The sequence below is a fragment of the Klebsiella grimontii genome, from assembly GCF_042137965.1.
Lineage (GTDB): Bacteria > Pseudomonadota > Gammaproteobacteria > Enterobacterales > Enterobacteriaceae > Klebsiella > Klebsiella grimontii.
The window spans coordinates 1,619,037-1,641,106 of sequence record NZ_CP169721.1 but is presented as its reverse complement, the minus strand read 5'-3'; the positions used below and the strand labels follow the sequence as shown (position 1 = coordinate 1,641,106).

At 57.1% G+C, this 22,070-nt stretch carries 17 protein-coding genes; 9 read left to right on the top strand and 8 right to left on the bottom strand.

Annotated features, from left to right (window positions below):
* Window positions 1–14 precede the first annotated feature (14 nt).
* A complete protein-coding gene (gene gyrA, locus ACE3MN_RS07920; RefSeq protein ID WP_004123050.1) occupies window positions 15–2,648 on the bottom strand; it encodes a DNA topoisomerase (ATP-hydrolyzing) subunit A in 2,634 nt (877 codons plus the stop codon).
* 185 nt (window positions 2,649–2,833) lie between these two features.
* Here gyrA and ubiG point away from each other — a divergent pair, with 185 nt between their 5' ends.
* From ubiG to yfaE, 4 genes are all read left to right on the top strand, one after another.
* Window positions 2,834–3,562, top strand: a complete 729-nt coding sequence (ubiG, locus tag ACE3MN_RS07915) for a bifunctional 2-polyprenyl-6-hydroxyphenol methylase/3-demethylubiquinol 3-O-methyltransferase UbiG (protein WP_024359235.1) — start codon at window positions 2,834–2,836, stop codon at window positions 3,560–3,562.
* A gap of 344 nt (window positions 3,563–3,906) precedes the next feature.
* Entirely contained in the window at window positions 3,907–6,192 is a 2,286-nt protein-coding gene (gene nrdA, locus ACE3MN_RS07910) for a class 1a ribonucleoside-diphosphate reductase subunit alpha (protein ID WP_004123055.1), read from the top strand.
* Between the two features lie 103 nt (window positions 6,193–6,295).
* Window positions 6,296–7,426, top strand: a complete 1,131-nt coding sequence (gene nrdB / locus ACE3MN_RS07905; RefSeq protein WP_154954855.1) for a class Ia ribonucleoside-diphosphate reductase subunit beta — start codon at window positions 6,296–6,298, stop codon at window positions 7,424–7,426.
* Window positions 7,426–7,680 carry a class I ribonucleotide reductase maintenance protein YfaE gene (gene yfaE / locus ACE3MN_RS07900; RefSeq protein ID WP_004104002.1) on the top strand — a complete coding sequence of 85 codons (255 nt, stop codon included), beginning with the start codon at window positions 7,426–7,428 and terminating at the stop codon, window positions 7,678–7,680. Before nrdB ends, yfaE begins: the two co-directional genes overlap by 1 nt.
* Before the next feature lie 3 nt (window positions 7,681–7,683).
* Here the strand turns inward: yfaE and ACE3MN_RS07895 are convergent, their stop codons facing one another.
* Entirely contained in the window at window positions 7,684–8,874 is a 1,191-nt protein-coding gene (locus ACE3MN_RS07895) for an MFS transporter (RefSeq protein ID WP_049131221.1), read from the bottom strand.
* Window positions 8,875–9,058: 184 nt separating this feature from the next.
* Here ACE3MN_RS07895 and ACE3MN_RS07890 point away from each other — a divergent pair, with 184 nt between their 5' ends.
* From ACE3MN_RS07890 to glpC, 4 genes are all read left to right on the top strand, one after another.
* Complete coding sequence (locus tag ACE3MN_RS07890; RefSeq protein WP_024359237.1) at window positions 9,059–9,937, top strand: LysR family transcriptional regulator; 879 nt, start codon at window positions 9,059–9,061, stop codon at window positions 9,935–9,937.
* A gap of 119 nt (window positions 9,938–10,056) precedes the next feature.
* On the top strand, window positions 10,057–11,682 hold the full coding sequence (gene glpA / locus ACE3MN_RS07885; protein ID WP_102649895.1) for an anaerobic glycerol-3-phosphate dehydrogenase subunit A: 1,626 nt from the start codon (window positions 10,057–10,059) through the stop codon (window positions 11,680–11,682).
* Entirely contained in the window at window positions 11,672–12,931 is a 1,260-nt protein-coding gene (gene glpB, locus ACE3MN_RS07880; RefSeq protein WP_102649896.1) for a glycerol-3-phosphate dehydrogenase subunit GlpB, read from the top strand. Before glpA ends, glpB begins: the two co-directional genes overlap by 11 nt.
* Window positions 12,928–14,106: an anaerobic glycerol-3-phosphate dehydrogenase subunit GlpC gene (gene glpC / locus ACE3MN_RS07875; protein WP_024359240.1), complete on the top strand. Its 1,179-nt coding sequence runs from the start codon at window positions 12,928–12,930 to the stop codon at window positions 14,104–14,106. Before glpB ends, glpC begins: the two co-directional genes overlap by 4 nt.
* A 23-nt stretch (window positions 14,107–14,129) precedes the next feature.
* Here the strand turns inward: glpC and yfaU are convergent, their stop codons facing one another.
* The 6 genes from yfaU to ACE3MN_RS07845 form a co-directional block, all read right to left on the bottom strand.
* The gene (yfaU, locus tag ACE3MN_RS07870) at window positions 14,130–14,933 is read right to left on the bottom strand and encodes a 2-keto-3-deoxy-L-rhamnonate aldolase (protein WP_082236918.1); all 804 of its coding nucleotides are present in this window, start codon (window positions 14,931–14,933) and stop codon (window positions 14,130–14,132) included.
* 14 nt (window positions 14,934–14,947) lie between these two features.
* On the bottom strand, window positions 14,948–16,237 hold the full coding sequence (locus ACE3MN_RS07865; protein WP_024359242.1) for an MFS transporter: 1,290 nt from the start codon (window positions 16,235–16,237) through the stop codon (window positions 14,948–14,950).
* 52 nt (window positions 16,238–16,289) lie between these two features.
* A complete protein-coding gene (gene rhmD, locus ACE3MN_RS07860; protein ID WP_004134009.1) occupies window positions 16,290–17,495 on the bottom strand; it encodes an L-rhamnonate dehydratase in 1,206 nt (401 codons plus the stop codon).
* A gap of 13 nt (window positions 17,496–17,508) precedes the next feature.
* Window positions 17,509–18,291 (bottom strand): IclR family transcriptional regulator, encoded by a 783-nt coding sequence (locus tag ACE3MN_RS07855; protein WP_004123072.1) that lies wholly within the window; start codon window positions 18,289–18,291, stop codon window positions 17,509–17,511.
* A gap of 204 nt (window positions 18,292–18,495) precedes the next feature.
* Entirely contained in the window at window positions 18,496–19,692 is a 1,197-nt protein-coding gene (locus tag ACE3MN_RS07850; protein WP_154954858.1) for a nicotinamide mononucleotide deamidase-related protein YfaY, read from the bottom strand.
* 96 nt (window positions 19,693–19,788) lie between these two features.
* Window positions 19,789–20,331 (bottom strand): YfaZ family outer membrane protein, encoded by a 543-nt coding sequence (locus ACE3MN_RS07845; RefSeq protein WP_004123076.1) that lies wholly within the window; start codon window positions 20,329–20,331, stop codon window positions 19,789–19,791.
* Window positions 20,332–20,600: 269 nt separating this feature from the next.
* Here ACE3MN_RS07845 and ACE3MN_RS07840 point away from each other — a divergent pair, with 269 nt between their 5' ends.
* Window positions 20,601–22,049, top strand: coding sequence for a catalase (locus tag ACE3MN_RS07840; RefSeq protein WP_375364328.1), 1,449 nt, complete (start codon window positions 20,601–20,603; stop codon window positions 22,047–22,049).
* Window positions 22,050–22,070 lie beyond the last annotated feature (21 nt).

Genomic DNA, 22,070 nt, shown 5'->3' with positions numbered 1-22,070 from the left:
ATTACCGCAGAGAATTACTCTTCGTCTTCGGCAATATCATCGTCAGTATCCGCTTCCGGCGCGATATCCTCATCGCCTTCCGCCGCGCTGCCGTCGATGGCATCCAGCTCTTCGTCATCAACCGGCTCAGCAACGCGCTGCAGGCCAACCACGTTTTCATCTTCCGCGGTGCGGATCAGAATCACGCCCTGAGTGTTACGACCGACAATGCTCACTTCAGAAACGCGGGTTCGTACCAGCGTGCCCGCATCGGTGATCATCATAATCTGGTCGCAGTCATCTACCTGCACCGCGCCCACAACGGAACCGTTGCGTTCGGTGACTTTGATAGAGATAACGCCCTGGGTCGCACGCGACTTGGTGGGATACTCTTCCGCCGCGGTACGTTTACCGTAGCCGTTCTGCGTGACGGTCAGGATGGCGCCTTCGCCGCGCGGAACGATCAGCGAGACCACCTTGTCCTCGCCGGCCAGCTTGATGCCGCGCACGCCGGTGGCGGTACGGCCCATCGCGCGGACGGCATCCTCTTTAAAGCGCACCACTTTACCGGCGGCGGAGAACAGCATGACTTCGTCCTGACCGGAGGTCAGATCGACACCTATCAGTTCGTCGCCTTCGTTAAGGTTAACCGCGATAATACCGGCGGAACGCGGACGGCTGAATTCGGTCAGCGCCGTTTTCTTCACGGTACCGCTGGCGGTGGCCATAAAGACGTTCACGCCCTCTTCGTATTCGCGGACCGGCAGGATCGCGGTGATGCGCTCGTTGGCTTCCAGCGGCAGCAGGTTGACGATCGGACGACCGCGCGCGCCGCGGCTGGCTTCCGGCAGCTGATACACTTTCATCCAGTAGAGACGACCGCGACTGGAGAAGCAGAGGATCGTGTCGTGGGTGTTGGCCACCAGCAGACGGTCGATAAAGTCTTCTTCTTTGATACGCGCCGCAGATTTGCCTTTACCGCCGCGACGCTGCGCTTCGTAGTCGGTTAACGGCTGATACTTCACGTAGCCCTGATGCGAAAGGGTCACGACAACATCTTCCTGGTTGATCAGGTCTTCGATGTTGATATCGGCGCTGTTAGCGGTGATCTCGGTACGGCGCGCGTCGCCGAACTGTTCACGGACCAGCTCCAGCTCTTCGCGGATAACTTCCATCAGGCGATCGGCGCTGCCCAGAATATGCAGCAGTTCCGCAATCTGTTCCAGCAGCTCTTTGTATTCGTCGAGCAGTTTTTCATGCTCAAGGCCGGTCAGTTTCTGCAAACGCAGATCCAGAATCGCCTGTGCCTGCTGTTCGGTCAGGTAGTACTGGCCGTCGCGCACGCCGAATTCAGGTTCCAGCCATTCCGGACGCGCGGCGTCATCGCCTGCGCGTTCCAGCATCGCAGAAACGTTGCCCAGATCCCAGGAACGGGCGATTAAGCCAGCTTTCGCTTCCGCCGGCGTCGGCGCGCGGCGAATCAGCTCAATAATCGGATCGATGTTGGCCAGGGCAATCGCCAGCGCTTCGAGGATGTGCGCGCGATCGCGGGCTTTACGCAGTTCGAAAATCGTACGGCGGGTCACCACTTCGCGGCGGTGGCGCACGAACGCGGCAATAATTTCTTTCAGATTCATGATCTTCGGCTGACCATGGTGCAGGGCAACCATGTTGATACCGAAGGAGACCTGCAGCTGAGTCTGCGAATAGAGGTTGTTCAGCACCACCTCACCCACCGCATCGCGCTTCACTTCAATCACGATACGCATGCCGTCTTTATCAGACTCGTCGCGCAGCGCGCTGATGCCTTCGACGCGTTTGTCTTTGACCAGCTCAGCGATTTTCTCAATCAGGCGCGCTTTGTTCACCTGATACGGAATTTCATGCACGATGATGGTTTCGCGACCGGTTTTCGCGTCAGCTTCCACTTCCGCGCGGGCGCGAATGTACACTTTACCGCGACCGGTACGATAGGCCTCTTCAATGCCGCGGCGACCGTTGATGATCGCGGCGGTCGGGAAGTCCGGGCCCGGAATATGTTCCATCAGCCCTTCAATGCTGATGTCTTCGTTTTCAACGTAGGCCAGACAGCCGTTGATCACTTCGGTCAGGTTGTGCGGCGGAATGTTGGTCGCCATACCTACCGCGATACCGGACGAACCGTTGACTAACAGGTTCGGGATTTTGGTCGGCATAACGTCAGGGATCTTTTCCGTGCCGTCATAGTTATCGACGAAATCCACCGTCTCTTTTTCCAGGTCGGCCATCAGTTCATGGGCGATCTTCGACATACGGATTTCCGTATAACGCATCGCTGCGGCGGAGTCGCCGTCGACAGAACCGAAGTTACCCTGGCCATCTACCAGCATGTAACGCAGGGAGAATGGCTGCGCCATACGTACAATGGTGTCATACACGGCAGTATCACCATGAGGGTGGTATTTACCGATTACGTCACCAACGACACGGGCAGATTTTTTATAGGCTTTGTTCCAGTCATTGCCCAATACGTTCATGGCGTATAGTACGCGACGGTGTACCGGCTTCAGGCCATCTCGGACATCCGGCAGCGCACGGCCAACAATGACCGACATCGCGTAATCCAGATACGAGCTCTTCAGCTCTTCCTCAATGTTGACCGGTGTAATTTCTCTCGCAAGGTCGCTCATCTAACCGCTATCCCTCTACTGTATCCCGGATTCAAAGGTCGCAAATTATAACACACCCGTAGTGATACGGGTAAACCTATACCCAATGATTTTCGCGCGGCGGAAGGCGACAGGGATAGACGGTTTATTCATCCCTGAGGCCTGATATACTCGCGGGTCTGAACTGAACAGGAGTAAAAGCGCCCATGAATGCCGAAAAACCGTCGGTGGCCCACAATGTTGATCATAATGAAATCGCTAAATTTGAAGCCGTCGCCTCGCGCTGGTGGGATTTAGAAGGCGAATTCAAGCCGTTACATCGCATCAACCCTCTACGTCTTGGCTATATCGCGGAGCGCTCCGGCGGCCTGTTTGGCAAAAAGGTGCTCGATGTCGGCTGCGGCGGCGGCATTCTGGCTGAAAGCATGGCTCGAGAAGGCGCAACGGTGACCGGTCTGGATATGGGTTTCGAACCGCTACAGGTGGCCAGGCTGCATGCCCTGGAGAGCGGTATTCAGGTCGAATACGTCCAGGAAACCGTTGAAGAGCACGCGGCGAAGCATGCCCGGCAGTATGACGTCGTCACCTGCATGGAGATGCTGGAGCACGTCCCGGACCCGCAGTCGGTGGTCCACGCCTGCGCGCGGCTGGTCAAACCCGGCGGCCAGGTCTTCTTCTCGACTATTAACCGTAACGGTAAAGCGTGGCTGATGGCGGTCGTGGGCGCCGAATACGTTATGAAGATGGTGCCAAAAGGTACCCATGACGTGAAGAAATTCATTAAACCGGCGGAGCTGATCGGCTGGGTTGATGAGACTATTCTGAAAGAGCAGCATATTACCGGTCTCCACTACAATCCGTTGACCAATACCTTCAAGCTGGCGCCAGGGGTTGATGTTAACTATATGTTGCATACAACGGCGAAAAAAGCATAACGTCAGCTGTATTTCCTATGATGATTGCGCGGCATCAAGCCGCGTGATTTTTTCTTCCGATGAAGAAATCAGCACTCGATCAAATTTTCATTTTTTTTTCTGATTTATTGACATCTTCTCCAGGCCTTATGTGGCGTGGACTTGGCGATTATTACCCTTCCGCAACCTCAATTTAACCTCAAAATCAACTCTTGTACTCAAAAGAATCCTTACTAGAATACTCACCATATAGCGTTTCTTTTATCGACAACCCCCTACATATAGTATTTATCCACAGAGTTAGTCACAACGGCGATCTGTGGATAAGTGGGGGATATTTTCTTTCACGGACAGGTATAATCCACATGAATCAGAGTCTGCTGGTGACAAAGCGCGACGGTAGCACCGAGCGCATCAATCTCGATAAAATCCACCGCGTGCTGGATTGGGCGGCAGAAGGACTGAATAACGTTTCCATCTCCCAGGTAGAACTGCGTTCCCACATTCAGTTCTATGACGGCATCAAAACCGCCGACATTCACGAAACCATTATCAAAGCCGCCGCGGACCTTATTTCCCGCGATGCGCCGGATTACCAGTATCTTGCCGCCCGCCTGGCGATTTTCCACCTGCGTAAAAAAGCCTACGGCCAGTTTGAGCCGCCAGCGCTGTTCGACCACGTGTCGAAAATGGTGAAAAACGGCAAATACGATACTCATCTGCTGGAAGACTACACGGAAGAAGAGTTCAAGCAGATGGATTCGTTCATCGAGCACGATCGCGATATGACCTTCTCCTACGCGGCGGTTAAGCAGCTCGAAGGCAAATATCTGGTGCAGAACCGCGTCACCGGCGAGATCTATGAAAGCGCCCAGTTCCTGTACATTCTGGTCGCCGCGTGCCTGTTCTCCAACTACCCGCGCGAGACGCGTCTGGACTACATCAAGCGTTTCTATGACGCGGTGTCGACGTTTAAAATCTCCCTGCCGACGCCGATTATGTCCGGCGTGCGCACCCCGACCCGCCAGTTCAGCTCCTGCGTGCTGATCGAGTGCGGCGACAGCCTGGATTCGATTAACGCCACCTCCAGCGCCATTGTTAAATACGTCTCTCAGCGCGCCGGTATCGGCATCAACGCCGGTCGCATCCGCGCGCTGGGTAGCCCGATTCGCGGCGGTGAAGCGTTCCACACCGGCTGTATTCCGTTCTATAAGCACTTCCAGACCGCAGTGAAATCCTGCTCGCAGGGCGGCGTGCGCGGCGGTGCGGCGACCCTCTTCTACCCGATGTGGCATCTGGAAGTCGAAAGCCTGCTGGTGCTGAAAAATAACCGTGGCACCGATGCCAACCGCGTTCGTCACATGGACTACGGCGTACAGATCAACAAGCTGATGTACACCCGTCTGCTGAAAGGCGGCGATATCACCCTGTTCAGCCCGTCAGACGTCCCGGGCCTGTACGATGCGTTCTTCGCCGATCAGGACGAGTTTGAGCGCCTGTACACCAAATACGAGCAGGACGACAGCATTCGCAAGCAGCGCATTAAAGCGGTAGAGCTGTTCTCGCTGATGATGCAGGAGCGCGCCTCCACCGGCCGTATCTACATCCAGAACGTCGACCACTGCAACACCCACAGCCCGTTTGACCCGGTGGTCGCGCCGGTGCGCCAGTCCAACCTGTGCCTGGAAATCGCCCTGCCGACCAAGCCGCTGGAAGATGTGAACGACGAAAACGGTGAAATTGCGCTGTGCACCCTCTCCGCTTTCAACCTCGGCGTTATCGATAGCCTTGATGAGCTGGAAGAACTGGCGGTGCTGGCGGTTCGCGCGCTGGATGCCCTGCTGGATTATCAGGACTACCCGATCCCGGCAGCCAAACGCGGCGCCATGGGCCGTCGTACGCTGGGCATTGGCGTAATCAACTTTGCCTACTATCTGGCGAAGCACGGTAAACGCTACTCCGACGGCAGCGCCAACAACCTGACGCATAAAACGTTCGAAGCGATTCAGTACTACCTGCTGAAAGCCTCTAACGAACTGGCTATCGAGCAGGGCGCGTGCCCGTGGTTTAACGAAACCACCTATGCCAAAGGCATTCTGCCGATCGATACCTATAAAAAAGACCTGGATGCGATCGTCAATGAATCCCTGCATTACGACTGGGAAGCGTTGCGCGAATCGATCAAAACGCACGGCCTGCGTAACTCCACGCTCTCCGCGCTGATGCCGTCCGAGACCTCTTCGCAGATCTCCAACGCCACCAACGGCATTGAGCCGCCGCGCGGCCACGTCAGCATCAAAGCGTCGAAAGACGGGATCCTGCGCCAGGTGGTGCCGGATTACGAAAAACTGCAGAACGGCTACGAGCTGCTGTGGGAAATGCCGAACAACGACGGTTACTTGCAGCTGGTCGGTATTATGCAGAAGTTTATCGACCAGTCGATTTCCGCCAACACCAACTACGACCCGACCCGCTTCCCGTCAGGTAAAGTGCCGATGCAGCAATTGCTGAAAGACTTGCTCAACGCCTATAAGTTCGGCGTCAAAACGCTGTACTATCACAACACTCGCGATGGCGCGGAAGATGCCCAGGACGATCTGGCGCCGTCCATCCAGGACGACGGCTGCGAAAGCGGCGCATGTAAGATTTGATAATATTGCCCGGCGGCGCGTCGCTTGCCGGGCCTACGGTATATTGTAGGCCGGGTTAGCGAAGCGCCACCCGGCTTGTAATTCCAGGACAGGATCCCCACTCATGGCATATACCACTTTTTCTCAGACCAAAAACGATCAGCTGCTTGAGCCGATGTTTTTTGGTCAGCCGGTGAACGTCGCCCGCTACGATCAGCAAAAATATGACATCTTCGAAAAGCTGATTGAAAAACAGCTCTCCTTCTTCTGGCGTCCGGAAGAAGTTGACGTTTCCCGCGACCGCATCGACTACCAGGCGCTGCCGGAACACGAAAAACACATTTTTATCAGCAACCTGAAATATCAGACGCTGCTCGACTCGATCCAGGGACGCAGCCCGAACGTCGCCCTGCTGCCGCTGATTTCAATTCCGGAGCTGGAAACCTGGGTTGAAACCTGGGCGTTCTCAGAGACCATTCACTCGCGCTCCTACACCCATATCATCCGCAATATCGTTAACGATCCGGCGATAGTGTTTGACGATATCGTCACCAACGAGCAGATTCAGAAACGCGCGGAAGGGATTTCCAGCTATTACGATGAATTGATTGAGCTGACCAGCTACTGGCATCTGCTGGGCGAAGGCACCCACAGCGTGAACGGTAAAACCATCACCGTGAACCTGCGCGAGCTGAAAAAGAAACTCTACCTGTGCCTGATGAGCGTGAACGCGCTGGAAGCCATCCGTTTTTACGTCAGCTTCGCCTGCTCCTTCGCCTTTGCCGAGCGCAAGCTGATGGAAGGTAACGCCAAGATTATCCGTCTGATCGCCCGCGATGAAGCGCTGCACCTGACCGGTACTCAGCACATGCTGAACCTGCTGCGTTCCGGCGTCGACGATCCGGAGATGGCTTCAATCGCCGAAGAGTGCAAACAGGCGTGCTACGACCTGTTCGTGCAGGCGGCGCAGCAGGAAAAAGAGTGGGCGGATTATCTGTTTCGCGACGGCTCGATGATCGGCCTGAACAAAGATATTCTCTGCCAGTACGTTGAGTACATTACCAACATCCGCATGCAGGCGGTGGGTCTCGATCTGCCGTTCCAGACCCGCTCCAACCCGATCCCGTGGATCAACACCTGGCTGGTGTCCGATAACGTGCAGGTGGCGCCGCAGGAAGTGGAAGTCAGTTCCTATCTCGTCGGGCAGATCGATTCCGAAGTCGACGCCGACGATCTGAGCAACTTCCAGCTCTGATGAAACGCATTTTTTTGAAGATTTCTGACACTCGCCTTGAGTGTCAGGATGAACATCCCTCCCTGCTGGCGGCTCTGGAATCGCACAATATCGACGTGGAGTATCAGTGCCGCGAAGGCTACTGCGGCTCCTGCCGTCTACGGCTGGTTTCGGGCCAGGTTGACTGGCTCACCGAGCCGCTGGCGTTTGTCCAGCCGGGAGAGATTTTGCCCTGCTGCTGCCGGGCGAAAGGCGATATCGAAATTGAGATGTAATGCTTAATGTACTTCGTGCGCGGAGACCAGCTTAACGTCGCCGCGTTTTTTCATCTGTAGGATATACAGCGCGCCGGCAAGTACCACCAGTACCGCCCCCATCAGATAAATTGAACGATAGCCCACGCCATCCACCATCAAGCCCATAACGAAAGCGCCCAACGCCAGTCCCGCATCCATTGCATTAAAAAACAGTGAGTTCGCCACGCCGATTTTATGCGGCTCTACCGAACTGATGATCTGCGTCTGGAATATTGGCGTAACGGAACCGTAGCCAATGCCGATCAGCGCACCAGATAAAACCATGGTGATGCTGCCGTGGGTATAGCCCAGCACCACCAGGCCGACAGTGAAGGCGAGCAGGCAGGGATAAACCACATACTTCGGCCCCTTTTTATCACAGACGTTACCGGTGAAGGCACGGCAGATCATCAGAAATATGGCATAGCACAGCAGAAAATTACTCGCGGCGGCCATTAGATCTAATTCGCGGGCATACAGGGCAAGGAAAGCAGAAACGCCAGCGTAGGCAAAGGTCATAAAGAAGGTGACCAGGGCAAACGGCATGGCTGCGCGATCGAACATAGCAGCAAAACCCAGCTTCGGTTTTGAACCGTCTGCATGGCGAATTACCGGCGGCACGGCCACAATCAGCGCCAGCACGATGCTGACAATCGAGACGCCGGTGCACAACCAGAACGCTTCAATATACGCGCTATGCCGCGCCATATTCAGACCGATCCACGGTCCCACCACCATCGCCAGCCCCATCGCTAATGAGAAAAAACTGATGCCCTCTCCACGTCGGGAGGCCGGTATTAACCGCGCAGAAATCGTTCCCTTCACCGTTGTTATCACCCCAAAAGTGATCCCATGAAGCACGCGAATAAATAGCAATGCTTCGATAGAATGGCAAAGCGGATATAACGCAGTCACTACCAAAAAGGCCAGAGAAGAAAGCATCAGAACCGTTTTATTCGAATATTTCCCTACCCACTGCCCGGCAAACGGACGAATAATAATCGCCGCGATCAGAAAACAGGTTACCAGCAGCCCGGCTTTGTCAGCGGTGGCATGCAAATTATCGGCAATATAAATAGGGAGCAGCGTTAGCTGCACATAGAAAACAAAGAAGATAATAAAACTAATAATAGTTATTGCCCAAAAATCCTTAGTCCATAATTTCTCTTTCATCAATAAGCACCTTGTTTATACGGCGCGTAGCATCACATTCATCATCGATATCTAACGAATAAGTAGACTATCGACACAGATGATTGCGTACGTGATTTTGTGATTAAGCCTGTTGAAAAATTATATGAAAATACATAACATTAGTAAAATTAATCCTATTAATGGCTTTGATTAGAAATCACTAATGACGCTAACACAGATAAACGCTCTACTCATGGTGCTTGAATGCGGCGGGTTTACCGAGGCGGGAAAACGCCTGTACATGACACAATCAGCCGTCAGTCAGGCAATTAATGCACTGGAAGAGGAGCTAGGGGTCGTGATTTTGGTACGCGAGCGGCGAAAGGCCATCACGCTAACGGCAGTCGGTGAACGGATTGTCTCCCATCTGCGACGGCTGGCGCATGAGGTCAACGCGGTGAAAGAAATCGCCGAGCAGGAAAAACAGTCGCCGTTACGATTACTGCGTATTGGCTGCTTCCCCAGTATTTGCGCCTGCATTTTACCGCAGGTAGTGCGCTATTTTGAAACATACTACCCGCAGATTAAAATTATTCCCCACGAAGCCAACAGTACGGAAATTATTGAATCCCTGCGCCAGGATAAAATTGATATTGGTTTTGTCCACTCTCCGGTACCCAATATGTATTCCCTCCCGGTCTACAAAGATAAATTCACCGTCGTGGTTCCGGAAAACCACCCGTTTGCACAGCGCGACTCCGTAAAGCTTGAAGAGCTCTTCAGCGAGCCGTTAATTACCAGTACAGGCCGCTATGAGCTAAGTATTATGACGTTATTTAAAGAGCACAATATTACGCCCGAGATTAAATATGAATTCAACCACCCGGCAACGGCCATCAGTTTTATCCGCCAGGGACTGGGCATCGCGCTGCTCCCCGAACTGACGCTCAAAGCGCTGGAGCATCCGCTGCGTTCCGTGGCCCTGGAGCCAGCCTTTTATCGACATATTTCTCTCATTGCCAACCACCCTCCAGTGACGGGCAGCCCCTTGCAGATACTCAATGAGTGCCTCCATCAACTGGTCACAGAAGGTAAAATTTAAACGATCCGCTGCACAAAACGGCAATAAAACTTTCGTTTTAAGTTCTAATATGCTCGATATCAAACAAAAATAAATAAATACGTGCCTTAATGATGTAAAACGAACATCGAGGGCACAGAATGAATTCTGCCAACTCAGACTTCGACGTCATTATTATTGGCGGCGGCGCAACCGGCGCCGGGATCGCGCGCGACTGCGCGCTGCGCGGGCTGAAGACGGCGTTGGTTGAGCGCTACGATATCGCCACCGGCGCGACCGGGCGTAACCACGGCCTGCTGCATAGCGGCGCGCGCTATGCGGTCACCGATAGCGAATCGGCGCGCGAGTGCATCAGCGAAAACCGCATCTTACGCCGTATCGCCCGCCACTGCATTGAGCCCACCAGCGGACTCTTTATTACCCTGCCGGAAGATGACCCGGCGTATCAGCACACCTTTATCACCGCCTGCCAGCAGGCGGGTATTGAAGCCCAGCCTCTGACGCCCGCCGAAACGCTGCGCCTGGAGCCTGCCGTGAATCCCGCGCTGCTTGGCGCCGTGCAGGTACCGGACGGCACCGTCGATCCGTTCCGCCTCACCGCCGCGAATATGCTCGATGCCCGCGAACATGGCGCCACGATCCTCACCGGCTGCGAAGTCACCGGCCTGCTGCGCGAGGGCGATCGCGTCCAGGGGGTAGCGCTCTACGATCGTCAGCGCCGTGAACCGCTCAGCCTGCGCGCGCAGGTGGTGGTCAACGCCGCCGGGATCTGGGGGCAGCGTATCGCAGAGTATGCCGACCTGCGCATCGCGATGTTTCCGGCAAAAGGATCGCTGCTGATCCTCGACCACCGCATTAACCGTCAGGTTATCAACCGCTGCCGCAAACCGGCTGACGCCGATATCCTGGTACCCGGCGATACCATTTCGTTGATTGGCACCACCTCGATGCACATTCCCTATGACGAAATTGACGACAACCGGGTGACGGCCGGGGAAGTCGATACGCTACTACGCGAGGGGGAAAAGCTGGCGCCGATCATGGGGCGGACCCGGATACTGCGCGCCTACTCCGGCGTACGTCCGCTGGTCGCCAGCGATGACGATCCCAGTGGACGCAGCGTCAGCCGCGGCATCGTGCTGCTCGACCACGCCCAGCGCGACGGCATGGAAGGTTTTATCACCATCACCGGCGGTAAGCTGATGACCTACCGCCTGATGGCGGAATGGGCTACGGATGCGGTATGCCGCAAGCTCGGCAATACCGCCCCCTGTACAACCGCCGATGCGCCGCTTCCCGGCTCGCAGGAGCCGACGGAAACCACGTTACGCAAAATCATCGCTTTACCAGCATCGCTGCGCGGGTCGGCCATTTATCGCCACGGCGATCGTACCCCCGCCTGGCTTGGCGATAGCCGCCAGCACCGCAGCCTGGTCTGCGAATGCGAAGCGGTCACCGCCGGCGAGGTTCAGTACGCGGTCGAAAATCTGGCGGTGAAAAACCTGCTCGACCTGCGCCGGCGCACCCGCGTCGGCATGGGCACCTGTCAGGGCGAGCTGTGCGCCTGCCGGGCCGCCGGGCTGCTCGCGCGTTTTAACGTCACCACCTCCGCGCGCTCCCTTACCCAGCTGTCTGAATTTCTGAACGAGCGCTGGAAAGGCGTCCAGCCGGTGGCCTGGGGAGACGCGCTGCGCGAAAGCGAGTTCACCCGCTGGGTCTATCTCGGCCTGTGCGGATTACAAAAGGAGCATCAGGATGAAGTTTGATTGCGCCATTATCGGCGGCGGCCTTGCCGGGCTGCTCTGCGGGCTGGCGCTCAATCAGCGCGGCCTGCGCAGCGTGATTATCAGCCGCGGCCAAAGCGCCCTGCACTTCTCTTCCGCCTCGCTGGATCTGCTCTCGACGTTGCCGAATGGCGAAACCGTCACCGATGTTGCTCACGGCATCGGCCAACTGGCCCGCCAGCTTCCCGAGCATCCTTATGCCAGACTCGGCGTCGAACGGGTAATGGGTTACGCCAGCCAGGCGCAGGCTCTGTTTGCCGACTGCGGTATCGCCATGCAGGGTGAGGCCAGCCAGCCGCATCTGCGCGTGACGCCGCTGGGAACCTTACGCGCGGCCTGGCTTTCGCCGCAGGAGATTGCCACCGCGCCGCTGCCCGCCAACGGCGTCTGCGTGGTCGGCATCAGCGGATTCGGCGACTTCCAGCCGCATCTTGCCGCCGCCTCGCTGAACCAGCATGGCGTTCACGCCGAAGCGCAGGAGATAGATTTACCGCTCCTTGATGTTCTGCGCGATAGCCCATCCGAATTTCGCGCCGCCAATATCGCCCGCCGTCTGGACGATGAAACGCAGTGGCCGGCGCTGCTGGCGGCGCTGCGTCCGCTGGCGCAGCGGCACCGTTTCATTATCATGCCCGCCTGCTTCGGCCTCGCCGACGATCGTCTGTATCAGTGGCTACAGCAGCGCCTTCCCTGCCCGCTGCGCCTGCTGCCTACGCTGCCGCCGTCGGTGCCGGGGATGCGCATGCACGCCCAGCTCCAGCGGCATTTTATCCGCGGCGGCGGCACCTGGCTTACCGGCGACGAAGTCATCAATATTAGCCAGCAGAACGGTATCGTTAACGCTATCTGGACGCGCAACCACGGCGATATCCCGCTGCGCCCGCGCTTCGCGGTGCTGGCCAGCGGCAGCTTTTTCAGCAATGGGCTGGTCGCCGAACGCAGCGGCGTGCGCGAGCCTATTCTTGGCCTTGATCTGCAGCAGACGCTACCGCGCGAGCGCTGGTATCAGCAGGACTTTTTTGCTTCCCAGCCCTGGCAGCGTTTCGGCCTGAAAACCGATGCGGCCCTGCGTCCGCAGCTTCAGGGGCAGACGCTGGAGAATCTGTTCGCCGTAGGTTCTATTCTCGGCGGTTTTGATGCCATCGCGCTGGGATGCGGCGGCGGCGTCTGCGCGGTCACCGCGCTGCACGCCGCAAGGTTAATCGGCGAGCTTGCCGGAGGTGAGTCATGAACGACACGCGTTTTGAACACTGCATTAAATGCACCGTTTGCACCACCGCCTGCCCGGTCAGCCGGGTTAACCCGCGCTACCCTGGGCCAAAACAGGCCGGGCCGGACGGCGAGCGCCTGCGCCTGAAAGACGGCACGCTCTACGACGAGGCGTTAAAATACTGCATTAACTGCAAACGCTGCGAAGTCGCCTGCCCCTCAGACGTCAAAATCGGCGATATTATCCAGCGCGCGCGCATGGAGTATGGTCGGCAAAAGCCCACGCTGCGCGATGCGATCCTCAGCCATACCGACCTGATGGGCACCCTCTCCACGCCGTTTGCCCCGCTGGTGAACGCCACCACCGGGCTGAAGCCGGTACGGCGACTCCTCGACGCCGCGCTTAAAATCGATCACCGCCGTACGCTGCCGAAATATGGCTTTGGCACCTTTCGCCGCGCGTATCGTCAGCTGTCTGCTCAGCAGGCGCAATACGCCGAACAGGTGGCGTTTTTTCACGGCTGCTATGTCAACTACAACCACCCACAGCTGGGCAAAGATCTTATCCGGGTGCTGAACGCCATGGGCATCGGCGTGCAGTTATTCAGTAAGGAGCAGTGCTGCGGCGTGCCGCTAATTGCCAACGGTTTTTTTGCCAGGGCGCGCAAGCAGGCGCAGAGCAACGTCACCGCGATGCGGGAAAATAGCCTCCCTGTTATTGCGACCTCATCAACCTGCACCTTTACCCTACGCGATGAATACCCGCACGTACTCGATATTGAGAACCGCGACGTTCGCGATCGTATTGAGCTGGCAACCCGCTGGATCTGGCGTCAGTTGGATGATGGGCGGCCTCTGCAGCTAAAACCGCTGCCGCTGAAGGTGGTCTATCACACCCCCTGTCATATGGAGAAAATGGGCTGGTCGCTGTATACCCTTGAACTCTTACGGCTGATCCCCGGACTGCAGTTGGAGGTGCTCGACTCTCAATGCTGCGGCATTGCCGGCACCTACGGGTTTAAGTCGGAGAACTACGACTCATCGCAGGCCATTGGCGCGCCGCTGTTCCGGCAAATTGAGGAGAGCGGCGCCGACCTGGTGGTGACCGATTGTGAAACCTGCAAATGGCAGATTGAGATGTCCACCAGCAAACGCTGCGAACATCCCATCTCTCTGCTGGCGCAGGCGCTGGCCTGATACCAGCACCGGCTGCGGGGGGACTAATAGCTCCCCTTTCCCTTCGCCTGTTCGGCTATCGGCTTGAACATCGCCAGCCGTTTATCCAGCGCGCGGGTATAGAGGTTGGTATCAACGCCCACGGCGACAAAATTGGCCCCCCACGCCAGCGCTTTGTGCGCCATCTCCGGGTCAACGGCGAGGAAACCGGCGGCTTTTCCCGCCGCGCGAATGCGGCGGATGCTCTGTTCGATAATGCGCTGAACGTCCGGATGCCCGGCGTTGTCCGGGTAGCCCAGCGAAGCCGATAGGTCAGCCGGGCCGATAAAGACGCCGTCAATCCCCTCCACTTCGAGGATCGCATCCAGATTATCGAGGGCGGTTTTGCTCTCCACCTGAATCAGCAGGCACAGTTCATCGTTGGCCTGCGCCATATAGTTCTCTACCCGCCCCCAGCGCGCGGCGCGGGCCACCCCGGCCCCGACGCCGCGGGTGCCCACCGGCGGATAGCGGGTAGCCGAGACGATCTCCCGCGCCTGTTCAGCGGTATCGACCATCGGGATCAGCAGCGTTCTGGCGCCGATATCCAGTACCTGTTTAATCAGGCTACGATTGCCCTCCACCGGGCGAATCACCGGCTGGCTGGCGTAGGGCGCGATGGCCTGCAGCTGATGATACAGGTCCTGAATGGTATTGGGCGCATGTTCGCCGTCAATCAGCAGCCAGTCGTAACCCGAGGTGGCGGCAATCTCAGCCATATACGAAGAGGTCGAGCTCAGCCACAAGCCAATTTGCGCTTCCCCTTGCAACAATCCCGCTTTAAATGGGTTCGATAAAATTGCGTTCATAGTTCTCCCTTACATTAATGCTGTACGCTGTCAGCCTGCGGCACCGTACGATTGACGCGCAGTGAAAAGATAATAACAACTCCGACAATCGCCACGCAGGCGAGCGTCACTAATCCGGCAGAATCACTCGCGAACATTGTTTCAGCCTGGACGCGGATAATCGGCGCCAGAAAACCGCCGATGGCGCCAAACAGGTTGACGAAACCGATGCCCGCGGCCAGCGCCGTGCCGGACAACAGCTGCGTCGGCATGGTCCAGAACACCGGCTGTACGGCAATGACGCCCACGGCGGCAACGCACAGCGCGATAATCGCCAGCACTGGCGACACCAGCCCGGAGACCGCAATGCCAATCGCCGCCGCCAGCAGGGTGAATGCGGCAATATTACGCCGCTCGCCGGTACGGTCGGAGTAGCGCGGAATCAGCCAGGTCCCGAACAGCGCCGCTACCCAAGGAATAGCGGTCACCACCGAAGCCACAAACCCCACCTTGGTGCCGAGCAGCGCGGCAACCTGGGTCGGCAGGAAGAAGATCAGACCGTAAACCGCTACCTGAATGGTCAGATAAATAATGGCCAGCTGCCAGACGCGGCCGTTGCGCAGCGCATCGGACAAACGCGAAGTCACCTTTTTCTGCTCTTCGCTGGCCAGCTCGCTGATTAACGCCTGTTTTTCGGCAGCGCTCAGGAAACGCGCCTTTTGCGGCGTATCGTCAAGCCAGAAGAAGGTGAAGAACCCGGCGCCGACCGCCAGCAGCCCCTCAATGATAAACATCCAGAACCAGCCGGGATGGCCCATAAAGCCGTGCATTTCCAGCAGCGCGCCGGAGAGCGGCGACCCGAGGGTCAGCGCCAGCGGCGCGCCCATATAAAACAGCCCCATAATGCTGGCGCGGTTCTGCTGCGGGAACCACTGGGAAGTCAGGTAGATCATACCCGGGAAGAAGCCCGCCTCGGCGGCGCCCAGCAGGGTACGCACCAGCAGAAACTTCGCTTCGGTGTCCGCCCACGCCATCGCCGCGGAGAGAAGCCCCCACAGCAAGGTGGTGCAGCCGATCCATTTTCTTGCGCCGAATTTGCGCATCAGCAGGTTGGCGGGCACCCCGAGAAAGGCGTACACCACAAAGAAAATCCCCGCCCCCAGCGCATAGGCCTCGTTGCTCAGGCCGGTATCCAGCTGATAGGTCTCTTTGGCAAAGCCGATATTCGAACGGTCAAGAAACGCCAGCACGTACAGCGCCAGCATAAAAGGGATCAAACGGGCGCGGTTTTTCTTCACCACGCTTTCAAGCAAGGTGTTGCTCATCGTAATATCCTCAACAATGGGCCGCACATCTGCGCTGTGCGGCACGACGGGATCAGTGGCTATAAGGACGTTTCAGGTTGCAGTCGCGGTTCAGCTCGACGCCGAAGCCCGGTTTATCCAGCACGCTTTTATGAATGCGCCCGTTTACCGGCACCGGCTCGTCAACCAGAATCGGGTCAAACTGCGGACGCATCGTTGAGCAATCCGGGCTGGTCATCAGGAACTCGCTGAACGGCGTATTGGTAAAGGTAATGACCGCGTGGTGCGAATAGACCGACGAGCCGTGCGGCACCACCAGCTGGCCGCGCGATTTGGCGATCGCCGCAATCTCCACCAGCGTGGTCAGGCCGCCGCACCAGCCCACATCAGGCTGCATAATATCGATGCCGGTTTCCGACAGCGTGCGGAAAGATTGCAGCGTGCCGTGGTGCTCGCCGCTGGTGACCATCATTCCGGCTGGCGCATTGCGTTTCAGCTCGCGGTAGCCTTCGTACTGCTGCGGCGGCAGGCACTCTTCGATCCACTTAAGGTTAGAGGGCGCGCAGGCGTGGGCCAGTTTAGTGGCGTAATTCACGTCCTGGCTCATCCAGCAGTCCAGCATCAGCCAGAAGTCCGGCCCGCATTTTTCGCGCATATCGGCCACCATCGCGGCATCTTTGCGGATCCCCGCGTCGCCATCGTGCGGCCCCCAGTGGGTCGGCATCTTGCCGCCAATAAAGCCCATCTCCTTCGCCAGATCCGGGCGCGCCCCGGTGGCGTAGAACTGAATTTCATCGCGCACCGCGCCGCCCAGCAGTTTATAAACCGGCAGCCCAACCACTTTGCCGAACAGATCCCACAGCGCCAGGTCGATACAGGAGATAGTATTCATCACCAGACCGCCGGATCCGGAGTAATACATGGTAGCGTTGAGCATCTGGTCATGGATCAGTTTGATATCGCTGACGCACTTACCTTCAATAAAGCGGTTCAGATGTTTTTCCACGATAAAGCAACCCATCTCGCCCGCGGTCGACACCGCAAAGCCGGTCTGCCCGTTTTCGGCTTCCACTTCAACGATCAGCGTACCGAGAACGTTGATGCCAAACGACTGGCGAGACTGTTCATACTGTTTATATTTGCTCATCGGCGTGGCGATATGATCGTCAATCCAGTGATTTGCCCCCTGGTCATGATAATCGCCGCCGCCAGCGCCTTTCTCTGCGGTAGCGCCGCCGATAAACCAGGCGCGGACGTGTTTAATTTTCGGTAGGGTCATGATCTTCTCCTTATTATGAGGCTTGTTGTTCGAAGGGGCTCTTCCACCCCAGCAGACGGGAAATATCTTTGGCGCAGGCAATCGCCCTACCGGCGAGGTAATCGCGATTGTCTTCATTGATTTGCAGACGGGTACCCACCACGGAAATGGCGGCGGTCAGCTCGTTATTGGCGTTAAACACCGGGGCGGCCACGCAGCGAACGTCGGGATAGTCTTCGCCGTTATCGAAGCTCCAGCCGCGGGCGCGAATACGCCCCAGCTCATCGCGAAGCTGCTGGGCGCTGGTGATAGTGGTTGGCGTCGCCCGTTCCCACCGCAGCTCGCTGATAATCGACTCCTGAACCCGCTCGGGCTGCCAGGCCAGCAGGCATTTACCGATACCGGAGCGATACAGCGACAGGCTCTTCCCCTCATGCGAGCGCACGCTGATGGTGGCCGGGGACTCAATCTTCAGAATGTAGTAGGCGTTGCCGCTGTCGATAATGCCCAGGTGGCAGAGCAGCCCACACTGATCCATCAGCTGCGTCAGGCGCGGACGCGCCAGCTCGCGCAGGTCCATTTTGCTCAGCGCCTGCCCGGCCAGCTCAACCAGCTTGGTCCACAGGCAGTAGTTATCCTGATTATCCATGCTGAGGAAGCGCTGTTTTTTCAGCTCTCCCAGCAGCAGATAGGCGGTACTTTTCGGAATACCCAGTTCGTCAATAATGGTCGCCGCGCTGCAGGGACCGATGCGGGCGATCAAATTGAGAATATCAATGGCGCGGGTCAGCGCCGGGACTTTGCTTGATTCCAACATACTGGACTCCAATCCTGAATACTGGAATCAGTGTTGCGGTTGTCAGGCGGATAAATTGTGAGCGGCTTCAAATGACGACGCTATTCCAGCAAGGTGGACGTTCGGAAGGATAAAAATGCGAGGTAGTACACAGAATATTTAAAAGCAAGTACAGCTGGCTGGACTCATCGCGCGTCGGGAAAGACTCCCGACGCGGAGGTTTGTTTACACCGTGAGAGATTCGACGACGTTAATCCAGCCGTGTTCGCCGGCCACCGGCTGGCCGTTCAGCCAGCGGCGCAGCATGTTCAGGGCCATCATCGCGCACACCTCCTGACGCACCTGCACGCTGTGGCGGCTGGTGGTGAATTTCACCCGCAGCGCGTGGGTGCCGTCCGGCGTAGAAAGCGCAAAATTCAGGTGATCGCTCTCCTGGCCGCTGACCGCCAGCGCCAGGCCGGCAAAATGTTTCTCGCGCCGCTCAGCCGCCCAGCGCGCGGACTGCGCCAGAGTCTCTTCCTGCGACGGAATGACTTCACTGACCAACAGCGGCGCATTGACGCGTGAAAGCTGTAGCGCCAGCAGGCCGCCGGTAAACTGCTCGCTCAGCGTCAGGCTTAGCTGACGCTCCTGCAGACGACGGGCGATCTGCGCGGGCAGGCCTTCTGTGCCTTCGAAAATCATGCTCTCTCCGGCCACTTTCCGCACTTCCGGCCATAGCGCCAGCATCGCCTCGCGCTGTTCAGCGGGCCCGGTCAGCTTCAGTTCGATAATCGGCATCGAGGAGCGATAGCCCATCACCACTCCCGGCGGCAGCTGCAGATGATCGAGGCTCTGCGCCAGTTCGCTTTCGGAACGGCCGAAGGTGGTCAGACGCAGGCACAGCGGCGCAGCAGGCAGCGGGAAACGCTCGCGCAGGCGCGGTAAGATTTCCTGCTCGACCATCACCTTAAATTCGGAAGGCACGCCGGGGGTAAAAAACATCAGGCAGCGGTTTAGCTGCACGGCAAAACCGCAGGCGGTTCCAACCGGGTTATCGATCATCTCGGCGCTTTGCGGAATTTCCGCCTGTTTACGATTGCTGGCGGCCATGGGCCTGCCGCGCTCGGCAAAGAAACGGGTCATGGTTTCCAGCCACGCTTCGTGCAGAATCAACCCTTCGCCTTTGGCCGTCGCGGCGGCCAGCGCGCTCAGGTCGTCGCTGGTCGGCCCCAGACCGCCGTTGACGATCAGCACATCGGCATGCTCGCTGCGCTCGCGTAAAATCGCCACCAGGGAGTCGAGATCGTCACCAACGGTATGGCGACGCTTTAAGGGTAATCCTTGATTAAAAAAGAAATCCGCCAGCCACGCGGCATTGGTATCGATGATTTGCCCATGCAGTACTTCATCGCCGGTGGACAGCATTTCCACGTTTAACATTGTGAACTCCAGCCTGATAAGTAGAAATACTATATCGCAAAGCGGCTGGCGAAAAAGCCTGAAAATCAGGCGCGGCGGAATACCGCGCCGGAGAGATTAGAAGCTGGCGTTGACGCCGACGTACGGACCGTCAGCGACCGCGTTATCGCGGTTGCCGTCTTTACCCGCCAGGTTGAGGTAGCGGTAGCCGGCTTCGATGCTCAGAGGACGCATAATGGTAAAGCGCGCGCCGGCATTGGCTTCCTGATAGCTGTCGATGCCGCTGGAGAGTGAATCCGGAGAGTAATAGTATTCGCCGAACAGACGGAAGCTGTCGCCGATTTTCCACTGCAGACCGCCGCCGACCGCCGCCGCGTAGCCCTCATCGCCGTTGTTCGGATTGGTGTAAACGCCTTTGCCGCCCACGGTGGCCAGGAATGGCCCAAGGGGGATGTTCAGGCCCAATCCCAGACCCGCCGCATCGCCGTCGTCATCATTGTGCAGCCAGTTGCCGGTTACCGCCAGGCCGGTCGATTCGGTGCCGAATCCGACGCCGAGATTGGTGTAGTGCTCACCGGCCTGCCCGCTGACGCTGATCGCATTTGCCGCCGTCGAGACGAACATCATGCCGGCGAGGGCCATAAATATGCTTTTTTTCATTTTTATCTATCCAGAAAATAATAATAAGAAAATCCCAAAAAACCGCGAAATTGTACTGCCGAATGCTAAGGAATCAATGAACTAAAGCGACGTTTGCCATTGTGATTGTAACCAGTTGCTACCGGAATTTTGCCAACGGCTCCGGGTATCAATTCGATAGCCAGAGCCAGATTGTCCGTGCTGGCTATTTATTCTACAAAGTGTGCTCAGCTTATTTTTTTCCTTCAGGGAGATGAATAAGTTACATAAAACTTTGTCAGGAGATAAAGATGAGCAAGAAAGGACTAACCACCGGTGCCGGCGCGCCGGTTGTCGATAATAATAATGTCGTGACTGCAGGTCCTCGCGGCCCGATGCTGCTGCAGGATGTCTGGTTTCTGGAAAAACTGGCCCACTTTGACCGTGAGGTTATCCCGGAACGCCGAATGCACGCTAAAGGCTCCGGGGCATACGGCAAACTGACCGTTACCCACGATATCACCCGCTATACCCGAGCAAAGCTTTTTTCCGAAGTCGGTAAAACCACCGACCTGTTCCTGCGTTTCTCAACCGTCGCCGGAGAACGCGGCGCCGCTGACGCCGAGCGCGATATTCGCGGCTTTTCTATCAAGTTCTATACCGAAGAGGGCAACTGGGATCTGGTGGGCAACAATACGCCGATTTTCTACCTTCGCGACCCGCTGAAATTTCCCGACCTTAACCACGTTGTCAAACGCGACCCGCGCACCAACCTGCGTAATCCAACCTGGAAATGGGATTTTTTCTCCCTGCTTCCCGAAACGCTGCATCAGTTAACCATCGACTTTAGCGACCGCGGCATCCCGCGCTCATATCGCCATATGCACGGTTTCGGCAGCCACGCGTTCAGCTTTATTAACGCTGAAAATGAACGTTTTTGGGTGAAATTCCACTTCAAATCCCAGCAGGGGATCGCCAACCTGATGGATGATGAAGCGAAACGCCTGGTAGCAGAAGATCGCGAGAGTTCGCAGCGCGATCTCTATGAGTCGATTGAAAGAGGCGATTTCCCGCGCTGGACCTTCTACGTGCAGATAATGCTGGAAGCGGACGCCAGCCGGGTCCCTTACAACCCCTTCGATCTGACCAAAATCTGGCCGCACGGCGATTATCCGCTGATTGAAGTCGGGGTACTGGAGCTTAACCGCAACCCGGATAACTACTTCGCTGAGGTTGAGCAGGTCGCGATGAATCCGGCGAACGTGGTGCCTGGCGTGGGCTTCTCTCCGGACCGGATGCTGCAGGGACGGCTGTTTTCCTACGGCGATACCCAGCGCTATCGTCTGGGCGTTAACCATCATCAAATTCCGGTCAATGCTCCGCGCTGCCCGTTCCATAACTATCACCGCGACGGCGCGATGCGCGTTGACGGCAATAGCGGCAACAGCGTCACCTATGAGCCCAACAGCTTTGGCGTGTTTCAGGAACAACCAGACTTTAGCGAGCCGCCTTTAAGCCTTGAAGGCGCGGCGGCGCACTGGGATCACCGGGAAGATAGCGACTACTTTAGCCAGCCGCGCAGACTGTTTGAGCTATTAGGCGAAGATGAGCATCAGCGTATGTTCCAGCGTATCGCCAATGATATGCGGGATATTCCTGAGTTTATTCAGCAGCGACAAATTGGCCTGTTCAGCGAAGTCCACCCCGACTACGGCGCGGGTGTTGCAGCGGCGTTACAGGCCTTAAAGCACGGGGAATAAGTACTGATGGCAGCCCTTAAG

Bases quoted from the DNA above. Each gene is read 5' to 3' on its own strand.
- glpB (WP_102649896.1), top strand. From the start codon at position 11,672: ATGAAGTTTGATTGCGCCATTATCGGCGGCGGCCTTGCCGGGCTGCTC.
- yfaU (WP_082236918.1), bottom strand. From the start codon at position 14,933: ATGAACGCAATTTTATCGAACCCATTTAAAGCGGGATTGTTGCAAGGG.
- ACE3MN_RS07850 (WP_154954858.1), bottom strand. From the start codon at position 19,692: ATGTTAAACGTGGAAATGCTGTCCACCGGCGATGAAGTACTGCATGGG.
- glpA (WP_102649895.1), top strand. From the start codon at position 10,057: ATGAATTCTGCCAACTCAGACTTCGACGTCATTATTATTGGCGGCGGC.
- nrdB (WP_154954855.1), top strand. From the start codon at position 6,296: ATGGCATATACCACTTTTTCTCAGACCAAAAACGATCAGCTGCTTGAG.
- ACE3MN_RS07845 (WP_004123076.1), bottom strand. From the start codon at position 20,331: ATGAAAAAAAGCATATTTATGGCCCTCGCCGGCATGATGTTCGTCTCG.
- ACE3MN_RS07840 (WP_375364328.1), top strand. From the start codon at position 20,601: ATGAGCAAGAAAGGACTAACCACCGGTGCCGGCGCGCCGGTTGTCGAT.
- yfaE (WP_004104002.1), top strand. From the start codon at position 7,426: ATGAAACGCATTTTTTTGAAGATTTCTGACACTCGCCTTGAGTGTCAG.
- gyrA (WP_004123050.1), bottom strand. From the start codon at position 2,648: ATGAGCGACCTTGCGAGAGAAATTACACCGGTCAACATTGAGGAAGAG.
- rhmD (WP_004134009.1), bottom strand. From the start codon at position 17,495: ATGACCCTACCGAAAATTAAACACGTCCGCGCCTGGTTTATCGGCGGC.
- ACE3MN_RS07855 (WP_004123072.1), bottom strand. From the start codon at position 18,291: ATGTTGGAATCAAGCAAAGTCCCGGCGCTGACCCGCGCCATTGATATT.
- ACE3MN_RS07890 (WP_024359237.1), top strand. From the start codon at position 9,059: ATGACGCTAACACAGATAAACGCTCTACTCATGGTGCTTGAATGCGGC.
- ACE3MN_RS07895 (WP_049131221.1), bottom strand. From the start codon at position 8,874: ATGAAAGAGAAATTATGGACTAAGGATTTTTGGGCAATAACTATTATT.
- glpC (WP_024359240.1), top strand. From the start codon at position 12,928: ATGAACGACACGCGTTTTGAACACTGCATTAAATGCACCGTTTGCACC.
- ubiG (WP_024359235.1), top strand. From the start codon at position 2,834: ATGAATGCCGAAAAACCGTCGGTGGCCCACAATGTTGATCATAATGAA.
- nrdA (WP_004123055.1), top strand. From the start codon at position 3,907: ATGAATCAGAGTCTGCTGGTGACAAAGCGCGACGGTAGCACCGAGCGC.
- ACE3MN_RS07865 (WP_024359242.1), bottom strand. From the start codon at position 16,237: ATGAGCAACACCTTGCTTGAAAGCGTGGTGAAGAAAAACCGCGCCCGT.